Here is a 20,841-nt window from a genome sequence, read left to right on the forward strand (position 1 = left end):
TCTTTTAGAGTCCCACTATGAGTATTAGTGTCAACACCATGCGTGCCATCGACCATTGGGTTGGTGTACCTCTCTGCGCGGTAGCAAGCCCATTAGTAGCTCTAATTGATAGCGTCAAAAATATCTTTAGTCATGGGACAGATGAGCCACGCAAATTACTTTTTATTGAGTTATCTGAAATGGGAAGCGCAATCTTGGTTGACCCAGCTATGCGTAACGCACAAGCTCGTGGCGCTGAATTATTTTTCCTAATCTTTAAAAGCAATCGTGCCAGCCTGACTTTATTAAATACCGTTAAGCCTGAGAATATCTTTACAATTGACTCTTCAAGCCTAGGCGGCTTAATTAAAGACACGCTCAAATTTTTACTGCTAGCCCGCAAGCATCGCATCGATACCGTCATTGATTTGGAATTGTTTTCCCGCTTTACCGCTCTATTGACTGGTCTTTGTGGCGCACGTCGTCGCGTGGGCTATCACATCTTTCACGGTGAAGGCTTATGGCGTGGATTTATGCTGACTCGCAAAGTCCACTACAACCCGCATATCCACATTACTAAGAATTTTCTTTCTCTCATTCATGCAGCATTTGCTAAAGAGATTGAGGTGCCATTTAGCAAAATTCATATTGCAGACTCTGAAGTTCGTTTAGAGCAAGCGGCAATTGATCCTGCGGTATTAAATAAAGTTCGCGAGCGCATTGAGAAGCTTAGTGAGAGTTTTGGCATACGATACAAACAAGGTGCACAACGCCTAATTTTGGTTAACCCCAATGCAAGTGACTTATTGCCACAAAGACGTTGGGCACAACAGCGCTTCTCTGAACTCATTCAGGGATTAAATCAACATTACCCTAATGACCTCATTCTGATTACTGGCTCTCCTGCTGAATTTGAGTATGTTGAAAAAGTACGCTCAGTTGCTAATGTTAAAAATGCTCTGAACTTTGCAGGCCAAGTCAGTTTCGCAGAATTACCACCGCTTTACACGCTATCGGATGTGATGGTTACCAACGATTCTGGACCTGGTCACTTCTCGGCAGTTACTCCTCTGCGCACAGTGGTTTTATTCGGTCCTGAAACTCCAGCGCTCTATGGTTCCGTTGGCAAATCCATTGCAATCACAGCTAATCTTGCATGCTCACCTTGTGTCAGCGCTGCCAATCATCGCAAGACTCCATGCCACGACAATGTCTGTATGCAAGCCATTACAGTTTCTCAAGTGCTAGAGAAGATGTTGCATCAACTCAATGAAGCCGATCAAGAGCGAGCGCGTTAATTCGCATGACGGAGCAGCGCAAATCAGTTTTGGCAATTGCATCAATTTGGGTTTGGTGTATTCCGCTGCTACCCCTTGGTTTAGCAATCGCTATTTACTTTGGTGAATTACAAACCCCGACTTTTTTATTCATCAATCGTTACACCCAGATACTGCCGGATACCCTATGGGCATGGCTTACTTTCATTGGCAATGGTTGGGGTATTTTTGCACTGTGTTTTCCACTCTTGCTGCTCGCCCCTAGATTGCTGAGCGCCGGACTATTGGCATCTCTGATTGGCGGCACTATTAGTCAAATTATTAAACCTTTCTTGGCACTTCCTCGCCCTGCTGGAGTATTGGCCTTAGAGGATTTTTATCGCATTGGTGAGCCTTTGTTACATAGAGCTATGCCCTCCGGACATACGCTCACTGCTTTTGCAGTGGTTTCTGGAATTTACTTCGCTAGCGATCGAGATAAAAGAAACTCTCTGTGGTGGATATTCATCATCGCTGGTTTTGCTGGCATCTCTCGAAACGCGCTGGGCGCTCACTGGCTCACTGATGTTCTAGCAGGTTGCGCTATTGGAATATGGTCGGGCATGCTGGGGGCTTTAGTGGTTCGGTTTATTCCTGATGGTCAGCTATCCCCCAATAAAATCGGGCCTCGCTTGCTGGCCTTGGGAGGTCTTGCGACGATCTATGTCTTACTAACTCAAACTTTAGACTCCGAGTTAAATCAGTCCTTGCAATATGCTTGCGCAGCATTAATCAGCATCACTCTGGCTTTATTTATTAAAGCGCAAAAACCCAGGGCTATCTAAAGATGTTTAGCTATCGTCATGCTTTTCATGCTGGCAGCCATGCCGATATTCTGAAGCATCTCGTGATGATTCATTTGGTCGAATATCTTCAAGAAAAGCCCGGTGCACTCACTATTGTTGACACGCATGCTGGTGCCGGTATCTATAGCCTGATTGACGGGTTTGCGGCGGTCAGCAAAGAAGCAGATCAAGGTATTTATCACCTTGCCAAATTTGCGGAAAATAATTCCGTAAGTTCTGGTATTGATCATTATTTAGATTGCATTCGAGCGGAGAATGCTGACGATGAGATCACGATCTATCCCGGCTCCCCATTTATTTTGGCACGCTTACTCAGAACACAAGATCGCTTAAAGCTCTTTGAGCTACATCCCAAAGAAATTGATATCTTGCGCCACAATATCAGCGAGCTCAAACAATCTAAGCAGATTGATATCTATGCGGAAGATAGCTTTGCAAGATTAAAGGGATTGATGCCGCCACCCAGTAGGCGTGGACTCGTTTTGATTGACCCCTCTTACGAAGATAAGCAAGACTATCGTTATCTTGAAACGACTATGGAGGAAGCGCTACAACGCTTCGCCACTGGATGTTATGCAATCTGGTACCCATGCCTCTCCAGACGAGAATCAGCAGCCCTACCCGATCATATGAAAAAGATTGCTGCGGCTCATAAACGCTCGTGGTTACATGTTGAGCTACGAGTTGAGAATGCCCCTAAAGACCGTCGACTACAGGCTAGCGGTATGTTCATCATCAATCCACCATGGACTCTAGAAAAGCAGTTAGCCGAAAGTCTGCCTATTCTTGTCAAGGCATTAGGACAAGATGGTGGCGCTGGATTTGTACTAAAGAGTTTTGAGGCTTAATCCAAGACTTGGATCATCACCTCATTACGACGCATAAAAGGCAATGTCCAGGGCGGGTTGTAGCGAGCGAACTGAGGCTCACCGCTTGGCTTTAAATTCTTCAGCTTGATCCAGTCCCGCAATGCTTGAGTTTTTTCTTCTACTTTCTCTTGATTATAAAAACCAGAGAAAGTAATTACTGCCCTTTTCTCTGCGGGCACTTCTCTTATTTTGACTCTTGGATCTACTGGTTTTGGCAAGCTCGCCAATGTGTATTCTGCAGGCATCACAAAAGATACCGTCCATTGATTGCCCGCATTTTCAGAAGGATTGCTGTTCTCAATTCCTACAGGGGCAGTCATTGCAATCTTTGCACTCTTATTCTGATCGCTAGACTCAATGCCTACAGGTGCAGTCATAGAAATTTTTTCAGATACCTGATTTTTTCCAAAGATATAGGCTGCAATCAAACGAAACCCTTGATTAGAGGCAGCATCTAAATCACCATCTACTTTGACCTCCGCCACAATCAGTGGCGCATAGGCACGCAATTCAAATGGCTCAGATTTCTCGAGAAGGGTGAACTTTGGTTCTTCGGTTGCCATTGCAGCGCTCGCAATCAATATGCTGGTGAGGAATACTAAAACTCGCAAGGAGATGTCCTTAATTTGAAATAACTACCACTGAGACTGAATAGTAAATCCTGACACATCATATTGAATGTGCGCTTGCGCACCTACTGGCAAAGTCAGCTTCTCGGCTTGGTGGCCGAATGGTAAACCAGTCAGTACAGGGATGTTGTCAGGAAGACGCTGACGAATAGCCTCAATCGCACTTTCCAGTGTGTAACCACGATCATTGTCATATAGACGATAGGCTGAGAACCCACCTAAGAGGATGGCGCTTTGATTGGCCAATATGCCTGAATCCAATAATTGCATCAGCATGCGCTCAACCCGGTAAGGATGCTCATTGACATCCTCTAGAAATAGAATGCCGCCTTGGGTTTGCTCTTTGCTAGGTAAGTAAGGTGTTCCAACTAAGCCTGCGAGTACTGTAAGGTTACCGCCCCAGAGCAATCCCGAAATTTGGCCAGCGGCAGAATTTTTTAAGAAAGCTTGATTGGTTTTAATGGTGCAATCTAATTTACGCTCATGAATAGCTTGTTGGAAATGCGTCCACATCAATGCATTGGGAGTAATTCCCTCGCCCTGCTCACCCTGACAAGCAAAATCAAAATTGAGCATAGGGCCTGCCAAAGTGACTGCGCCAGTCTTTGCCAATAAACCCAATTGAAAGACTGTGAAATCGCTGTGTCCACAAATCTGTAGACCATTCTTGATAGGTTTGGCAATCGCACTCCACTGAATATCTGGGAGCAAGCGATGTAAGCCATAGCCACCCCGCATAGCGACAACAGCAATCTCAGGAGAGAGATTAGCGAGTTGATTGATCTCGGTTAAACGCTCAGCATCAGATCCAGCAAAACGTTGTTCGACTCGATCAACACAGGCAGTATTGAGAACTTCAATACCCTGCTTCTTCAGCCACTCGATTCCAGCCAATGGACTGCGACTATCCAGACTAGCCCCTGAAGGAGCAATCAAATGAATTTGCTTCAACGCCGCTCCTTAAAAAAATCGCGCAGTATTTGTCCGCACTCTTCGCTCATGATGCCACCTTCAACTACTGTCTGGTGATTAATCTGCTTTTCTGAGAATACATTGAGCACACTCCCTGCGGCCCCCGTTTTAGGGTCGGTAGTGCCAAATACAACGCGATCTACTCTGGCATGCAGCATTGCTCCTGCGCACATAGTGCAGGGCTCCAATGTTACATACAAGGTTGTACCAGGTAGGCGGTAATTAGACTCATCCGAGGCGGCAGCACGCAATGCCATCATCTCAGCGTGAGCGCTAGGATCGCTATTAGTAATTGGCTGATTAAAGCCTGTAGAAATCACTTGGCCATCACGCACCAATACAGCACCAACCGGCACTTCACCAGCAGCGGCAGCGAGCTTGGCTTGATCCAAAGCTTGCTGCATAAATTGGCGATCAAGCTCTGCTTGCATATTGCTTTTTATGAGTGAGAAACGTCAGCCCAGCAATTGGGGGTTTCATAAAGACGAATGGATGCTAGCTTGAGTCGACCATCAAACGCTTTTTCAAAAACTGGCTGCAATACCCTAAAGGCGGCACTAGCCAAGTTTTCAACAGTAGGTACATGCTCCATGACTACCGTCTTGTGATTCGGAATGGAATTTAAATACTCTACCAATCCAGCATCCTCTTTAGCTACCAAAAAAGCGTGATCCCAAGGCTCCACTACATATTGATTCGTGAGGCGCTTGATATCCCCAAAATCCAAGACCATGCCATCGTCTGCTTTACCAGGATGATCCGCAATCACACCTGTCAGGGTGACTTCAATAGCATAACGATGGCCATGCAGGTGACGGCATTGCCCATCATGATTTGGAATACGGTGACCTGAATCAAACTCTAGTCGACGGGTAATGGAAATGGCTTCTTGCTTGGCAGTCATGGTTACTTTTCTAAATACTTAAATATCGCTTGGTAGAAATACTATCGAATACCGATCATTTTATGGGTCTGAATACTCAAACGCCATAAAGGTCGCTTTTGACACAGCCGAACTGCCAATGCAAGGTTTTCTTGGAGGCTTGGACCGTCCATGGCCTGCAAGAAACGATTGCGGTAATCCATCTTCTCAAATCGGGCTAGTAAGGTCTCAATGGAACTATGACCTTGCTGAGGGATCACCAGCTTAATTTCATCGGCTTGCAAAACAATCAGCTCAGATCCAGCCTTAGGGCTGACGCACACCCAATCAACGCCTTTAGGGACCTTGATCGTGCCGTTGGTCTCAATGGCAATAGCAAAGCCTTTGGCATGTAAGGCATCAATTAAATCCGCATCGAGTTGCAGTAGTGGCTCACCGCCCGTGAAAACAACATAACGCTGCTGTGGTCCTGCTGAGGTACTACTCCAAACCTCTTCAATAGTGTCAGCTAATAGCGCAGCAGTTTCAAACTTCCCACCGCCTACGCCATCACTACCAATAAAGTCGGTATCGCAAAATTGGCAAACCGCTGAAGCACGATCTTCTTCGCGACCACTCCACAGATTGCAGCCAGCAAAGCGGCAAAATACGGCTGCACGACCTGCGTGAGCACCCTCACCCTGAAGGGTTGGAAAAAGTTCTTTTACGGTATACATAGCTATGTGCTGATTTTAAGCGCTTTGCTTACTTCCAGGACACAAGCTCCCACTCTAAGTAGTCTTCCCAAAGGGCATCACTCCAGAACATGCCTCCCCATAAATAGCGCCCATAGCCACGCCGGATAACCCAACGGCCGACTTCCGGGGCAAACCAAACATCTTCCTGACGATAGTTGGCTACTCGAGAAAAATCATTGCTAGTGAAGAAAGGCGCCTCATTCTGATACTTCAGGACTGGGAATTGCCCCGCGGGCACGCTGACACCCTCCCACTGAAGAGCCGTTACATTTAATCCCCAGTAGTAGTCATTATCGGGATAGCCCACGACTTGATAGCGGTCGCGATAGAAACCAGACCAGCCTGGGACGAGTTGCTCGGGCCACAAGGGAATCGGCTTCAAAAACTTCTGAGGGGGATTCCAGTGGGGATCCTGTAAGACATAACCCCAAGGTTGCTGGATTTCATCGGGGAGTCGCCCGGCTTTTAGTCCACTACGCTCAATCCGAACCTGAGGCCCAATAGAAGCGACTCTCTCGGTAACAATATCCACCAACTCTTGGTTAAAGACATTGCGCACGTTGTAGACCCACTGCTGACCCACTTGTGGCGCCCTTACCTTGGGAGGATTAATAGGTTGAGGTAAAGGCGTTGAAGTTGGATATGGCTGCGAAGCAATACAAGCCACCAACAAAGCTGGCGACAGAAGTAAAAGGAGCCTACGTACAGTATTTATTTGTAAGAACTCAATTGCCATTGGTAGCTACCCTCTAGAATCACCGCACCAATTTGTCCCTGTATTTGATAAGAGCCAGATGCCTCACGTGCAACCCAGCGACCGATCTGCGGAGCAAACCAAACTGTTTCTTTACGAATGCAATCGACCTTGTTGGGATCTTCACTCTCGTAATTAATCAGAGTCTGAAAACGGAGTGCTACAAACTCTCCAGCAGGAACAGTAATTTTTTCCCAGCCTTGCACGCTCATATATTCTTGCCAGTTCATTCGCGAGTCTGAGTAACCAGCAATGCTGTACTTGGTATTGAACTGTTTTGCCCAGGTAGTCGATAGCTGCTCAGGCCAAAGCGGCAAAGATGGGCTGAAGTTTAGCAAGCGCGACCACTGTGTGTCTGTAGAAACCATGCCCCATGAAGTCTGAATTTCACTAGGTAAGCGAAAGCCATCAGCCGTCATGCGATCAATCACAATCGTGGAGCCAATATTAGAAACACGCTCAGTAATCACATCCAGGGTTTTGCCATCAAAGATATTTTTCTTGATATAAGTCCACTCTTGCCCAATTTGTGGGGGGCGAACCACCGGCAGTGGTTTTGGTTGAGCAACCGGAATGCCATGCTCATATGAGAGACCACCACAGGCAACTGGAGCTAAAGCGGCAGAAACGATAAAAGTACGACGAGATAAGTTCATATTGCTACCCACGGTAATTTAAATAAATGAGTTGGATAAATAAAGTTTACGGTTATTTAATTATGCTTCAGTGCTTTAGCTATTTTATTGCGCCCCACTGAGGCTTTTGGAATGCCGGACATATCAAACCACTGATGAGCATCTTCTTCAAAGCCTACGCCATGCATAAAGTTGTAAATTGCTTTTTTAAGGCCCACGCCAAGAAGATCGTGATCGACACCAGAGGGATCAAGAAAAGCAACATCATTCTTGGCAAAGCTAATGGGGGGTAATGGCACAAGCTCAATGCCATAGGCTGCCGGATCAAGCCCAACTGGAGAGTGCACCGTACAAGTAAATCGATGGAAGAAGCCACTCTGGATGCAGCCATTTTCAAAAAGCTGACGAACGTATTCCAGTGAGTCAACAGTCTCTTGGACGGTTTGCGTAGGGAAGCCGTACATGAGATAGGCATGCACGAGTATTCCTGCATCCGAGAATCCTTTAGTCACTTGAGCCACTTGCTCTACTGAAACGCCTTTTTTCATGAGATCAAGAAGCCTGTCAGAGGCAACTTCCAGTCCGCCGGACATGGCAATGCACCCGCTTTGCGCTAACAACTCACATAGCTCAGGTGTAAAGGTCTTCTCGAAGCGAATATTGCCCCACCAAGAAATCACCACCTTACGACGTATTAATTCTTCGGCAAGGGCTTTTAGAATTTTTGGGGGCGCCGCTTCATCTACAAAATGAAATCCACTCTGCCCAGTCTCAGCAACGATGGCTTCAATGCGATCAACCAATAGACTTGCAGAAGCAGTTTCATAACGAGAGATGTAATCTAAGCTGACATCACAGAAGCTACATTTTTTCCAATAGCAGCCATGAGCAACCGTGAGCTTATTCCATCGACCATCACTCCACAGGCGATGCATGGGGTTAAGCATATCCAGCAGCGATAAATAAGAATTGAGTGGTAGACCATCCCAGGTGGCAGTACCAACTTCCTCAAAAGGAATGTCCGGCTCTTGCCAATTGATATAACGAACTTTATTGCTAGCGGTTCGGATAAATGTACGAACGAGTCTTTCCACAGAGCGTTTGCCATTCAAATGTTCCAACAGAGCCAGTAGAGGTCGCTCACCAGAATCTAGGGTGATGAAGTCTACAAAATCAAATATGCGCGGATCGGTCAGCTCACGTAACTCCGTGTTCACGTAGCCACCACCGAGACCAATTTTGATAGCGGGGTAATCTTGCTTGATAGTTTGAGCAATTCGTAATGCGGCGTACATTGCCCCAGGGAATGGTACTGAGAGCAATACCAAGCCAGGTTGATGCTTTTCGATCGAAGACCTTGTCAGCTCCTGTAAATGCACATCCATTAATGTAGGACTTGCAGCCAGAGCGTCCGCTAAAGGTGTAAAGGTAGGCTGACTACCTGCCAGAGACTCTGCATAGCGAACAAACTCAAAACGCTCGTCTACAGCATCCCGCAATACGTCGGATAAATCATTGAGATAGAGAGTGGCTAAATGACGCGCTCGATCCTGAGAACCGAGTGCACCAAATGCCCATGCTAATGAATCACCGCCCTCTTCTTCATCGTAAGCATCTAGAGATGCAAATCGCGGACCTTCAGGCAACAAAGCACGGCTGTTGATTCGGTGAGCCAGAGTGCTGTCACGCCCTTGCAAAAATGCAATCGCTAGAGCAATGGTGCTTTGATAATCTGTAAAGTAATCCAGGAAGAAGTTGACGCTCGCACTGCGATTTTCTTCAGGAAGCTGTAATGCTTGCTCTTGAATTTCTTGCAAACCAGATGGAGTGAAAAAACCTAGGACCAAGGCTAATGCTAAATCCACTTGAACTGCATCGAAACCTCGTGAGCGCAGAAAGCCAGTCAGATAAGCGGTTGATGGATACGGCGTATTGAGCTGCGTCATCGGCGGAATGAGACTGAGGATCTTCATGCCGCTTGGGTCCGTTTCTCACTCAGAGATTCCAATATCTCCAATTCCTCAGAAGTAAAGCCAGCTTGCTCACGCGCATCAAAATTAAACGGCCCCCTCAAAGTGGGCGCACGGTATTTTTCGGCCAACTCTCGATAAGTCGCAATTGGGGATAAGCCCTTGTTGGCACATAAGAAGTTGAACCACCTATTGCCCACAAGCACATGACCAATCTCATCATGGAGAATGATCTCTAGAATTTCTACAGCACGCTCATCTTTGATTTGTTTAAACCGATCCCGAATCTCTGGAACTGCATCAAGCCCTCTTGCTTCCATAGTTCGTGGGACTAGAGCCATGCGAGCAATCACCGAATCTGTCGTTCTCTCAACCATCTCCCACAAACTATTGTGGGCCGGGAAGTCCCCATAACTAAATCCAAAGGTCTTTAAATGGGCATTAATCAAGCTAAAGTGATATGACTCCTCTTTTGCGACCCTAAGCCAATCTTCGTAATACGCCTGAGGCATATTCGGAAAACGCCATATTGCATCTAAAGCTAAATTCATGGCATTAAATTCAATATGTGCCAAGGAATGCCAAAGAATAGCCCTCCCCTCAACCGTATCCATTTTTCTTTTAGGAACAAACTTTGGTGCAACTAAATCTGGATTAGCTGGTCGGCCTGGAAGCCGGATATCCCGACTATCGAGGCTAGAGGAAATATTGAGTGCAATTTTCTTAGTCTGATAGTCATCAAACAAGCTAGCTAGCTGACTAACCTTAGATTGCACATCGGTGTCTGCCAGTATTGCGAGGGCGGCTTCTCGTAATTCAAGCATGGTGACAGAGATGAGACCTCATGGGGTTGATACCGGGGCTAAGCCAAATCTACTCGTTTGAGCCCTATTCCAGTACTCCACATACTCCTGAGGTAAATCTTTTCGCAGAGAAGCGTCAGACCCTGGCAATAACACTCCAGGACTCAGGGTTGTGAGCTGAGATGCTAACGAACTTATCTTTCCAGAACTATCTCTGGACAAAAGATAATCAGGTGTAATTTCAGAGGGATACATTAGACCTGCAGATCCAATTAGATCCGCTAAAGATGCAACCGTATTCTGATGGAATGCAAACACTCGCTCAGCTTTATCAGGAACAACCAATGCTCTCTGGCGAATCAAGTCCTGAGTTGCAACACCTGTAGGACATTTATCCGTATGACATGTTCGTGACTGAATACAGCCCAATGCAAACATAAACCCTCTTGCAGAATTACACCAATCAGCCCCTAATGCAATGGCACGAATAATGTCATAGCCAGAAATAATTTTTCCAGACGCTCCAATTGAAATATCGCTGCGCTTATTGATTCCAACTAAAGTATTGTGAACTAGCCTTAGGCCATCACGAAGTGGCATCCCCACATGATCTGTAAATTCAACAGGGGCAGCACCAGTACCACCCTCACTTCCGTCAACCACAATAAAGTCAGGACAAATACCAGTCTCTAGCATTGCCTTGGCAATCCCAAAAAACTCCCAGGGCTGACCGACGCATAACTTAAAGCCAATTGGCTTGCCGCCACTCAGCTTACGCAAACGCGCAATAAATTGCATCAACTCCACAGGAGAGGAAAATTCAGCATGATGGGCTGGAGAGACACAGTCCTCACCAATCGGCACGCCTCTAGTGGCAGCAATTTCAGCAGTCACTTTAGCGCCAGGTAGTACGCCGCCATGGCCTGGCTTGGCACCCTGAGATAGCTTGATTTCCACCATCTTGATTTGCGGATCGACTACCTGAGCGGTAAATTTTTCCTCAGAAAATCGACCATTCTCAGTACGACAACCAAAATAACCAGATCCTATCTCCCAAATAATATCGCCACCAAACTCACGATGGTATGAGGAAATTGAACCTTCACCGGTGTCGTGAGCAAAACCACCGAGCTTTGCTCCCCTATTAAGAGCCCTAATGGCATTTGGTGAGAGCGATCCAAAGCTCATCGCAGAAATATTAAATACCGATAAAGAATAAGGCTGAAGGCAGCTTGGACCGCCGACTTGAATGCGAAATTGACTTGGGTCTGGATGGCATGGAGAATTTGAGTGCCCTAACCACTCACCCTCAGGACCATACATCGACTTAATTGAACCAAATCCCCGCTTATCATTGTCTTTTTTGGAGCGGCTATAAACCATAGCTCGTTGATTTCTTGAAAAAGGGATCTTCTCCTCATCATCCTCCAAGAAATATTGACGTATCTCAGGGCGGATATATTCAAGCAAAAACCGAAAATGCCCTATCAAAGGGTAATTGCGCAAAATTGAATGTCGCTTCTGAATTGAATCTTTTAGACCAATCAAAAATAATAGAGAAAAGAATATAGCTAAATATGGGCTATACGAAAAAGATAGGGGGGCAAGTATGCCAGTTGAGAGCCAAAAAAAGTATCTGGAATAATGCATTTAAAGACCTCCTGCTTAGGCTTTGATTACCAATATTAAGAAGTTAGATTTCTATTTAAATCTACAGCAAGAAGTACAAAAGCAATAGGCTGATTGCGACCTTATTCCCACTCAATAGTTGCCGGAGGTTTTCCGCTGATGTCGTAGACCACGCGATTGATGCCGCGCACTTCGTTAATGATGCGATTAGATACCTTGCCTAGCAAGTCATGTGGCAAGTGAGCCCAGTGCGCGGTCATAAAGTCTTGTGTTTGAACGGCTCTGAGCGCAACAACATACTCATAAGTTCTACCGTCACCCATTACACCGACGGATTTCACTGGCAAGAACACTGCGAAGGCTTGGCTGGTGAGGTCATACCAGGATTTTTGGCTTGCTTCATCAATCGTATTGCGCAACTCCTCAATGAAGATCGCGTCAGCACGTTGGAGCAAGTCGGCAAATTCTGATTTCACTTCACCTAAGATGCGCACTCCAAGGCCAGGCCCTGGGAATGGATGGCGATAGACCATCTCCCGTGGCAGACCCAAAGCAACACCAAGTTCACGCACCTCATCTTTAAACAATTCACGCAATGGCTCAAGCAGCTTGAGATGCATATCTTCAGGCAGACCACCCACATTGTGGTGACTCTTAATCGTATGCGCGCCCTTCTTGCCCTTACCAGCAGACTCAATCACGTCTGGGTAGATGGTTCCTTGAGCAAGCCACTTGGCATTTTGAATCTTGCCAGACTCGGCTTGAAAAATATCAACGAATTCTTTACCAATGATTTTGCGCTTAGCTTCTGGGTCAGCAACACCAGCAAGCTCAGACATAAATTTGTCTTTAGCATCCACTCGAATCACTTTGACGCCGAGATTACGAGCAAACATCTCCATCACCATGTCGCCTTCGTTTAAACGAAGTAGGCCATGATCAACAAATACGCAAGTGAGTTGTTCACCAATCGCACGATGGATTAATGCCGCAGCCACGCTAGAGTCAACGCCGCCAGATAAACCAAGAATGACTTCTTCATCGCCAACTTGTTTGCGAATATGCTCAACCGCTTCGCTGATGTAATCACCCATGACCCAGTCCGGTTTGCACTGACAGATCTCATGGACAAAGCGAGCCAAGATGGCCTCACCTTGCAAGGTATGCGTTACTTCAGGGTGAAATTGGAATGCATAGAAACGACGCTCTTCATCAGCCATCCCAGCAATTGGGCAAGACTCTGTTGAAGCCATTAACTTAAATGCAGGTGGCATTGTCGTTACTGAATCGCCATGACTCATCCACACCTTCAAAATACCGTGACCTTCGCTGGTAGAAAAGTCTTGTATGCCTTTAAGCAAATTGGTGTGGCCATGGGCACGCACTTCTGAGTAACCAAACTCACGAGCTTTACCCAAAGACTCAGCAGAAGCAACGGCACCACCGAGTTGGGTTGCCATAGTTTGCATGCCGTAGCAAATACCTAAAACGGGAACGCCTAATTCAAAAACGATTTGTGGCGCACGAGGACTTCCCTCTTCAGTAACAGAGCTTGGTCCACCTGAAAGAATGATTCCTTTGCCACCCTGCTCTTGAATAAATTTGCGAATGAACTCTGGATCGCAATCGTAGGGGTGGATCTCAGAATAGACGCGGGCATCACGCACGCGCCTGGCAATTAATTGGGTGACTTGTGAACCAAAGTCGAGAATCAGTATTTTGTCGTGCACGAAGGAGTAGCCTTAATCAATGTGGTAATTCGGGGCTTCCTTGGTGATCTTCACATCATGAACGTGTGACTCGCGTACACCCGCTGAAGTGATTTCCACAAAATTCGCTTTTTCATGAAGTTCATCAATCGTTTTGCAACCTAGGTAGCCCATTGAAGAACGGATGCCACCAGTCAGTTGATGCAAGATAGCAAGGACACTGCCCTTGTAGGGCACTTGACCTTCAATACCCTCTGGAACTAGTTTCTCGGCATTTGCCGCACTGATATCACTCTGGAAATAACGATCCGCAGAACCATCGGCCATCGCGCCCAATGAACCCATGCCGCGATAACTCTTGTATGAACGACCTTGATATAGGAACACTTCACCAGGGGCTTCTTCTGTACCAGCAAACATACCGCCCATCATCACGGAACTTGCACCAGCAGCTAGTGCTTTGGCAACGTCACCGGAATAACGAACACCACCGTCTGCAATTAATGGAATGCCTGTGCCCTTGAGTGCAGCAGCCACATTCACAATCGCACTAATTTGAGGAACACCAACACCTGCAACAATTCGGGTTGTGCAGATAGAGCCAGGACCAATACCCACCTTAACACCATCAGCACCATGATCAGCCAATGCTTTAGCAGCATCGCCAGTAGCAATGTTTCCACCAATGACTTGCACGTGAGGGTAATTTTTCTTAACCCACTTAACGCGATCTAAAACGCCTTGGCTATGGCCGTGAGCGGTATCCACCACAATTACATCAACGCCTGCACGAACTAGGAGTTCAATGCGCTCATCGTTATCTGGGCCAACACCGACCGCAGCACCAACGCGCAATTTACCTTCGCTATCTTTACAAGCATTGGGATGCTCAGTGGCTTTCAGAATATCTTTAACAGTGATGAGGCCGCGCAATTCAAACTTATCGTTCACTACCAACACACGCTCTAAGCGATGCTGACTCATCAAGCGCTTTGCCTCTTCTAGCGAGCAACCTTCTTTGACTGTGATCAAACGCTCGCGTGGAGTCATCTTGGTTTTCACAGGCGCATCTAAGTCTTCTTCAAAGCGCAAGTCGCGGTTAGTAATAATGCCCACAACTTCTTTACCAGTAAGTACAGGAAATCCTGAGAAACCATGCTCGCGAGAAAGTTGGATTACTTGACGAAGCGTGACATCTGGGCTGACCGTAATCGGATCACGCAAAATGCCAGATTCGTAACGTTTGACCTTAGCCACTTCCCTAGCCTGCTCAGCAGGCTTGAGATTTTTGTGAACAATACCAATACCACCTTCGCTGGCCATAGCAATTGCTAAGCGACCTTCAGTGACGGTATCCATCGCCGCGGACACCAACGGTGTATTGAGTGAAATATCTCGAGTTAACTTACTTGCCAAACTGGCATCTCGAGGGAGTACCGAAGAATAAGCCGGTACGAGGAGCACATCGTCAAAAGTGAGTGCTTTTTGAATGAGTCGCATGCAAAACCCCTAGTCGCAAAAACCGATTATAGCCTCCTAGCCTTTCTTTTAGCTGCGGCAGCTTGGAATTTGGCATCCTGGTTCTGGTTAGCCTTCTTGCGGCGGACAGCCTTGGGGTCTACCAAGAGGGGTGAATACAACTCCAGACGATCACCCTCATAAATTGGGCTATCCCAGTCCTTGCGCTTGCCAAAGACGCCAAAACAGCCTTTTCTGGCAAGGCTGGGATCTTCCGGGCTTTGGGCTATTCCAGCCTTAATGAGAGCTAGACCCACGGTGGGAGCCTCGGATGGCAAAAAATGGACTGTGAAGGGGCTCAGTTTGGGCTCACCTAAGCGAGCATCGCAAATCAAAATCTCCATAGACTGACTAGCCATAGAGGTCTTCTGCTCGCTTGACGAAACAATCCACAAAGGTACCTGCAATATGGCCGAATACTGGGCCAATGATCTTATCTAGGATGACATTCTTAAACTCCCAGTGGAGCTTGAATTCCACCTTACAAGCATCTTCTTTAAGCGGGATGAAGTTCCACTGCCCAGAAAAATGCTTGAATGGGCCATCCACAAAGACCATATCAATGGTTTCAGGGCGGTGATTGATGTTTCGAGTATGAAAGTATTGATTAATACCCTTGAAGTGGATATTGATTTTGGCATCCAAAACCGTCTCGGTTTGTTCAAAAATTTCCACCCCGCCACACCACGGCAGGAACTCAGGGTATCGCGCAACGTCGGTGACTAAGCCATACATGCGGTCGGCTGATTGGCCAATTAAAACGGTCTTGTAGACGTCTGCCATAATCGATCTTGAGAAGCTAAATAAATATGAGTATCGTCGATAACAAAAAAGCCTTCTTCGATTATTTTATCGAGGAACGGTTCGAGGCAGGGCTGGTTCTGGAGGGCTGGGAAGTAAAAGCCATCCGCGCTGGTCGAGTCCACATTAAAGAAGCGTATGTTGTCATCCGTCGGGCGGAGCTATTCCTGATCGGCTGTCACATAACCCCGCTACTTTCAGCTTCAACCCATATCGTTCCAGACAGCACCCGCACCCGCAAGCTTCTGCTCAATGCCATTGAGATTAAAAAGCTGATTGGTAAGGTTGAGCAAAAGGGCTACACCCTCGTTCCACTGAACCTGCATTTCTCGAAAGGCAATGTGAAGTGCGAGATTGGGCTTGCTAGAGGTAAGAAGCAGCATGACAAACGTGCCGCGACCAAAGAACGTGAATGGGAAGTTCAAAAAGGTCGTATTGCTCGAGGCGACCTTAACGCCTAATTCCGGAGTAGGTTTCTTAGTCATTAATGCACCAATAAAGTGCATAGAGCACCAAGCTGCTCCATCCGTTAGTTTTTGAAACACCCAAAGGCGTTAGTTTGTAACTATGAAATTGCCTTTTGATGAAATGCTCGACGCCAGCGGAAAAGCGCGTCCCCATTACCAAGTTTTCCATAACTGGCTTAAACAGCAGAGTGACACCCTCATGGGCTTAAAACGCGCTGAGGCTGATCTCATATTCCGGCGAGTGGGGATTACCTTCGCCGTCTACGGAGATGATCTGGGATCTGAGAGAACCATCCCTTTCGATCAAGTGCCCCGCATCTTTACCGCCAAAGAATGGGAGCAATTAGAGGCTGGCTTACGTCAACGGGTCAAAGCACTCAATCGCTTTATTTACGACGTCTATCACGAAGAAGAAATTATCAAGGCCGGGATCATTCCTGCCGAGCAGATTTATAACAACGCGCAATATCGCCCAGAGATGCGCAACGTCAACGTGCCGCGAGATATCTATGCACAGATTGCCGGGATCGATATTGTGCGTGCAGGCGAAGGTGAGTTCTATGTTCTAGAAGATAACTTGCGTGTTCCATCTGGGGTTTCTTATATGGTTGAAGACCGCAAGATGATGATGCGACTCTTCCCCGACCTGTTTCAGAAATATCGAGTTGCGCCGGTAGAGCACTATCCGGATTTTTTATTGGAGTGCTTAAAGTCAGTCAAACCTGATGATGTCAAAAAACCGAATGTTGTAGTACTGACTCCAGGCATGTACAACTCAGCTTATTTTGAACACAGCTACCTCGCTCAACAAATGGGTGTTGAGTTGGTGGAAGGTAAAGATTTGTTTGTGAAGAACGAGCAAGTCTTTATGCGCACCACTCAGGGACCTGAGCGTGTAGATGTCATTTACCGCCGCGTCGATGATGACTTCTTGGATCCTCTCGCATTCCGCTCTGACTCCACTTTAGGAGTTGCAGGCTTATTGTCCGCACATCGCGCAGGTAATGTGACTTTAGCCAATGCCATTGGTACCGGTATTGCTGATGACAAATCGATCTACCCTTATGTACCGGACATGATTGAGTTCTATTTGGGTGAAAAACCCATTCTGAATAATGTGCCGACTTTCCAATGCCGTAAGCCAGATGATCTTGCCTATACCTTGGCTAACTTAGACAAGTTGGTAGTGAAGTTAACCCATGGTGCTGGCGGCTATGGCATGTTGGTTGGACCAGCATCCACTAAAGCTGAGATTGAAGAATTCCGCGGTCATCTAATTGCCAATCCAGATAAATATATTGCCCAACCAACACTCGCACTTTCTACCTGCCCAACTTTTGTTGAGTCCGGCGTTGCGCCACGCCACATTGATTTGCGACCATTTGTGTTGTCAGGAAAAACAATCAAGATGGTTCCAGGCGGCCTTACTCGTGTTGCCCTCAAAGAAGGTTCTTTAGTCGTGAACTCCTCACAGGGTGGTGGCACTAAAGATACCTGGGTTCTAGAAGAATAAAAGGGATAAATCAATATGTTGAGTCGTACCGCTGATTGCCTGTATTGGATGGCCCGCTATACAGAGCGCGCAGAAAATACTGCCCGTATGTTGGATGTCAACCACCAAACCTCACTCCTTCCGCAACCTGCAGAGTTTTTAGAGCAAAGCTGGAAGAAGTTACTCACCATCTCCAAGCTTGAAGAATCTTTCCTCATGAAGCACGATGCAGTCACTCGAGAGAATGTTTTGGATTTCATGATTTATGAAACTAGCAATCCCTCTAGCATCGTGTCCTGCTTATTTGCAGCCCGCGAGAATGCCCGCGTTATTCGGGGAAAAATTACTTCCGAAGCGTGGGAAACCCAAAACACCACTTGGCTAGAATTGCAACGCATTCTGGAAGCTCGCAATCAAGCTGACCCCAGCAGATTGCTTGATTGGGTCAAGCATCGCTGCCATCTATTTAGAGGCGTCATGCATGGCACCATGCTCAAGAATGAAGCCTTCTACTTTATGAATGTCGGCACCCTGCTGGAGAGAGCTGACAACACTGCCCGTATTTTAGAAACTAAATATGAAGGTCAGGCAGCATTGAAGGTATTGCGTACTGATAAAAAAGGTAAGGCAGTTGATGGCGAGGTTGCGGAAGTGATTGAGGGGGCTGATGGTGATTTCTTTGACTTTTATCACTGGGCCGCTCTACTGAGATCAGTCTCCGCTTTTGAGATCTATCGTCAAATCTACTCCGATCAGGTCACACCAAAGCAGGTAGCGCAACTCTTGATATTCAACAAGCAAATGCCACGCTCACTGGTGTGCTGTGTTAATGAACTGATTCCCTTGATTGCAGAAATGAAAAATCAGGAATCAAAAGAAATTGAGCGCCTGCTTGGAAAGCTCAAAGCAAATTTAGACTACTCGGATATTGATGAGGTCTTTTCACAAGGCTTAGAGGAATTTATTGAAGAGTTCTTGGAGCGAATCAATCACATTGCTGATGAATTCAGTAACGCCTACCTTATTCCATTAGCCGTAGCTTAAAGATCCTTATGCACCTCAAGATTCGTCACCGCACAGAGTACCGCTATGAAACGCCGGTTCGCTACTCCATCCAGGAGTTACGACTCACACCTCCCGATGTCGCTGGTCAAACTATTGAAAAGTGGAAAGTGAGTACGCCTATTAAGGCAAGCACCTCGCTAGATGCTTTTGGCAATCTCTATAGTGTTTTTGTGCAAGAGAGTTCATATACCTCAATGATGATTGAGGCTGAGGGTGATGTTCATACTCAAGATGCTTTTGAGTTTATTGATAACCCCAAGGCCGTCTCCCCCTATCACCTCCTACAGCAAACCAATTTGACTGAGCCCACAGCTGAAATGCTGGAGTACTTTGCAGCCTCTCTGCCGAAGACAAACTCAGTTGATGAGGTTTTAGAATTGGCTGCCGCTGTGCAGGGAACTATTCTGTATTTCCCGGGACAAACTAATTCAGCAACCACCGCCGCACAATCTTTTGCCATGAAATCCGGAGTTTGCCAAGATCATGCTCACATCATGCTTGGCCTGTGTCGCGCCTCAGGCATTCCGGCGCGTTACGTCAGCGGCTATTTCTTTGCCGAAGACTCACCCAATTTGGCAAGCCATGCCTGGATTGATTTTTGTGCAGATATCGATAAAGGGCTTTGGCTTAGCATTGATATCACCAATGCCTGTTTTACTGATGCGCGCCACGTTCGCCTAGCGATTGGCAGGGATTACTACTCGGCAGCGCCCGTTAAGGGGGTTCGCTCCGGCGGAGTCGGTGAAGAGTTAAGCGCCAGTATCTCGATAAGCCAAGTCAATTAAATCAGCCCTCAGCAAATGCCAAGTAAGAGATAATTCAAAGAAATAATTAAAGGGGCTGCAGGATGACGTATTGCGTTGGGCTTTGCCTAAAGGATGGCTTGGTGTTTTTATCGGATACCCGTACCAATGCGGGTGTTGACCAGATCGGGACCTTCCGAAAGATGTCCTTATTCCAAAAGGATAAAGATCGGTTTTTTACCCTCATGAGCGCTGGCAATCTTGCCATTACTCAGGCCGTGAAAGAGATTCTGCTGCAAGGACAACTCCTAAACGGAAAAAATCTGTGGAATGTCGAAAGCACCCATGATGCAGCTGTCGTGATTGGCGATGCCATTAAGCAGGTTTATGACCGAGACCACAAAGCACTAGAAAAGGCGGGCATTGATTTCAACTGCAATCTGATCTTTGGTGGGCAGATTAAGGGTGAACGCCCAAGACTCTTTAACATTTACTCAGCTGGTAACTTTATTGAAGCTACGCCTGAGACTTGTTACTTCCAGATTGGGGAATCTAAATACGGCAAGCCAATCCTAGACAGAGTGATTAGCTTTGATACCCCACTCAATTTAGCTACCAAGTGCGCCCTCATTTCGATGGACTCGACACTCAACAGTAATATCTCTGTTGGCCTACCGCTTGACCTGATGGTCTATGAAAAGAACTCACTGCAAGCAAGTAAGTTAGTGACTATGGATGAATCTAACCCCTACTTCCAAATGATTCACCAACTGTGGGGCGAGAAATTACGCGCTGCATTTAATTCCATTGCAGAACCTAGCTGGTCAGGAGCAACGCCATCACGATCGATTGCATCCCCTGCCAAGAAGATGGGTGCGGTGCCCATCCATCGCAATAGCAAGGTCGTAAAAGAGGTGCTTGCACCAGTTAAGGCGACGGCTAAAGCTAGTCCAAAGAAGAAAGTGGCTGCAAAAACTAAGCGTTAATTGAAGTGGTGATCAAAAGATAAAAGGCCTAGATTTCTCTAGGCCTTTTTCACATCTCACTAGTGATTAGCGGGGTCA

At 46.7% G+C, this 20,841-nt stretch carries 22 protein-coding genes; 8 read left to right on the plus strand and 14 right to left on the minus strand.

The annotated features are described in order from the left end of the window. Positions 1–17 precede the first annotated feature (17 nt). Genes FD971_RS06485 through FD971_RS06495 form a run of 3 tightly spaced genes read left to right on the plus strand, consistent with a single transcriptional unit; the run spans position 18 to position 2,949 of the window. Complete coding sequence (locus FD971_RS06485; protein WP_215333454.1) at positions 18–1,277, plus strand: glycosyltransferase family 9 protein; 1,260 nt, start codon at positions 18–20, stop codon at positions 1,275–1,277. A gap of 5 nt (positions 1,278–1,282) precedes the next feature. Beyond that, on the plus strand, positions 1,283–2,080 hold the full coding sequence (locus tag FD971_RS06490; protein WP_215333455.1) for a phosphatase PAP2 family protein: 798 nt from the start codon (positions 1,283–1,285) through the stop codon (positions 2,078–2,080). A 2-nt stretch (positions 2,081–2,082) separates the two neighbouring features. Continuing rightward, a complete protein-coding gene (locus tag FD971_RS06495) occupies positions 2,083–2,949 on the plus strand; it encodes a 23S rRNA (adenine(2030)-N(6))-methyltransferase RlmJ (protein WP_215333456.1) in 867 nt (288 codons plus the stop codon). Here the strand turns inward: FD971_RS06495 and FD971_RS06500 are convergent. From FD971_RS06500 to FD971_RS06565, 14 genes are all read right to left on the minus strand, one after another. After that, positions 2,946–3,581, minus strand: a complete 636-nt coding sequence (locus tag FD971_RS06500; protein ID WP_251368598.1) for a heme-binding protein — start codon at positions 3,579–3,581, stop codon at positions 2,946–2,948. The genes FD971_RS06495 and FD971_RS06500 overlap by 4 nt on opposite strands. Positions 3,582–3,605: 24 nt before the next feature. Beyond that, on the minus strand, positions 3,606–4,550 hold the full coding sequence (locus tag FD971_RS06505) for an LD-carboxypeptidase (protein ID WP_215333457.1): 945 nt from the start codon (positions 4,548–4,550) through the stop codon (positions 3,606–3,608). Next, the gene (gene tadA / locus FD971_RS06510) at positions 4,547–5,002 is read right to left on the minus strand and encodes a tRNA adenosine(34) deaminase TadA (RefSeq protein ID WP_215333458.1); all 456 of its coding nucleotides are present in this window, start codon (positions 5,000–5,002) and stop codon (positions 4,547–4,549) included. The genes FD971_RS06505 and tadA overlap by 4 nt, the downstream gene beginning before the upstream one ends. A gap of 8 nt (positions 5,003–5,010) precedes the next feature. Continuing rightward, a complete protein-coding gene (gene queD / locus FD971_RS06515) occupies positions 5,011–5,475 on the minus strand; it encodes a 6-carboxytetrahydropterin synthase QueD (RefSeq protein ID WP_215333459.1) in 465 nt (154 codons plus the stop codon). 41 nt (positions 5,476–5,516) lie between these two features. Continuing rightward, the gene (gene queE, locus FD971_RS06520; RefSeq protein WP_215333460.1) at positions 5,517–6,170 is read right to left on the minus strand and encodes a 7-carboxy-7-deazaguanine synthase; all 654 of its coding nucleotides are present in this window, start codon (positions 6,168–6,170) and stop codon (positions 5,517–5,519) included. A 28-nt stretch (positions 6,171–6,198) separates the two neighbouring features. Continuing rightward, complete coding sequence (locus tag FD971_RS06525) at positions 6,199–6,927, minus strand: hypothetical protein (protein WP_215333461.1); 729 nt, start codon at positions 6,925–6,927, stop codon at positions 6,199–6,201. After that, the gene (locus tag FD971_RS06530; protein WP_215333462.1) at positions 6,903–7,601 is read right to left on the minus strand and encodes a hypothetical protein; all 699 of its coding nucleotides are present in this window, start codon (positions 7,599–7,601) and stop codon (positions 6,903–6,905) included. Before FD971_RS06530 ends, FD971_RS06525 begins: the two co-directional genes overlap by 25 nt. Before the next feature lie 56 nt (positions 7,602–7,657). Then, positions 7,658–9,553, minus strand: coding sequence for a radical SAM protein (locus FD971_RS06535; RefSeq protein ID WP_215333463.1), 1,896 nt, complete (start codon positions 9,551–9,553; stop codon positions 7,658–7,660). Next, a complete protein-coding gene (locus FD971_RS06540) occupies positions 9,550–10,374 on the minus strand; it encodes a ferritin-like domain-containing protein (RefSeq protein WP_215333464.1) in 825 nt (274 codons plus the stop codon). The genes FD971_RS06535 and FD971_RS06540 overlap by 4 nt, the downstream gene beginning before the upstream one ends. A gap of 18 nt (positions 10,375–10,392) precedes the next feature. Then, complete coding sequence (locus FD971_RS06545) at positions 10,393–12,003, minus strand: FMN-binding glutamate synthase family protein (protein WP_215333465.1); 1,611 nt, start codon at positions 12,001–12,003, stop codon at positions 10,393–10,395. 101 nt (positions 12,004–12,104) lie between these two features. After that, a complete protein-coding gene (guaA, locus tag FD971_RS06550) occupies positions 12,105–13,712 on the minus strand; it encodes a glutamine-hydrolyzing GMP synthase (protein WP_215333466.1) in 1,608 nt (535 codons plus the stop codon). Between the two features lie 12 nt (positions 13,713–13,724). After that, positions 13,725–15,191: an IMP dehydrogenase gene (guaB, locus tag FD971_RS06555; RefSeq protein ID WP_215333467.1), complete on the minus strand. Its 1,467-nt coding sequence runs from the start codon at positions 15,189–15,191 to the stop codon at positions 13,725–13,727. Between the two features lie 26 nt (positions 15,192–15,217). Next, positions 15,218–15,568: an RnfH family protein gene (locus FD971_RS06560; RefSeq protein ID WP_215333468.1), complete on the minus strand. Its 351-nt coding sequence runs from the start codon at positions 15,566–15,568 to the stop codon at positions 15,218–15,220. Further along, entirely contained in the window at positions 15,561–15,992 is a 432-nt protein-coding gene (locus FD971_RS06565; RefSeq protein WP_215333338.1) for a type II toxin-antitoxin system RatA family toxin, read from the minus strand. Before FD971_RS06565 ends, FD971_RS06560 begins: the two co-directional genes overlap by 8 nt. Positions 15,993–16,018: 26 nt before the next feature. Between FD971_RS06565 and smpB the strand changes: the two genes are divergently transcribed. The 5 genes from smpB (at position 16,019) to FD971_RS06590 (ending at position 20,763) form a co-directional block, all read left to right on the plus strand. Then, complete coding sequence (smpB, locus tag FD971_RS06570; RefSeq protein WP_015421400.1) at positions 16,019–16,471, plus strand: SsrA-binding protein SmpB; 453 nt, start codon at positions 16,019–16,021, stop codon at positions 16,469–16,471. A gap of 106 nt (positions 16,472–16,577) precedes the next feature. Continuing rightward, the gene (locus FD971_RS06575) at positions 16,578–17,990 is read left to right on the plus strand and encodes a circularly permuted type 2 ATP-grasp protein (RefSeq protein ID WP_215301256.1); all 1,413 of its coding nucleotides are present in this window, start codon (positions 16,578–16,580) and stop codon (positions 17,988–17,990) included. A 15-nt stretch (positions 17,991–18,005) separates the two neighbouring features. After that, positions 18,006–19,013 (plus strand): alpha-E domain-containing protein, encoded by a 1,008-nt coding sequence (locus FD971_RS06580; protein WP_215333469.1) that lies wholly within the window; start codon positions 18,006–18,008, stop codon positions 19,011–19,013. 8 nt (positions 19,014–19,021) lie between these two features. Continuing rightward, entirely contained in the window at positions 19,022–19,819 is a 798-nt protein-coding gene (locus tag FD971_RS06585; protein WP_215333470.1) for a transglutaminase family protein, read from the plus strand. Positions 19,820–19,881: 62 nt separating this feature from the next. Next, positions 19,882–20,763, plus strand: coding sequence for a proteasome-type protease (locus FD971_RS06590; RefSeq protein WP_215333471.1), 882 nt, complete (start codon positions 19,882–19,884; stop codon positions 20,761–20,763). Positions 20,764–20,841 lie beyond the last annotated feature (78 nt).

The sequence above is a fragment of the Polynucleobacter sp. AP-Ainpum-60-G11 genome (genome assembly GCF_018688375.1).
GTDB lineage: Bacteria > Pseudomonadota > Gammaproteobacteria > Burkholderiales > Burkholderiaceae > Polynucleobacter.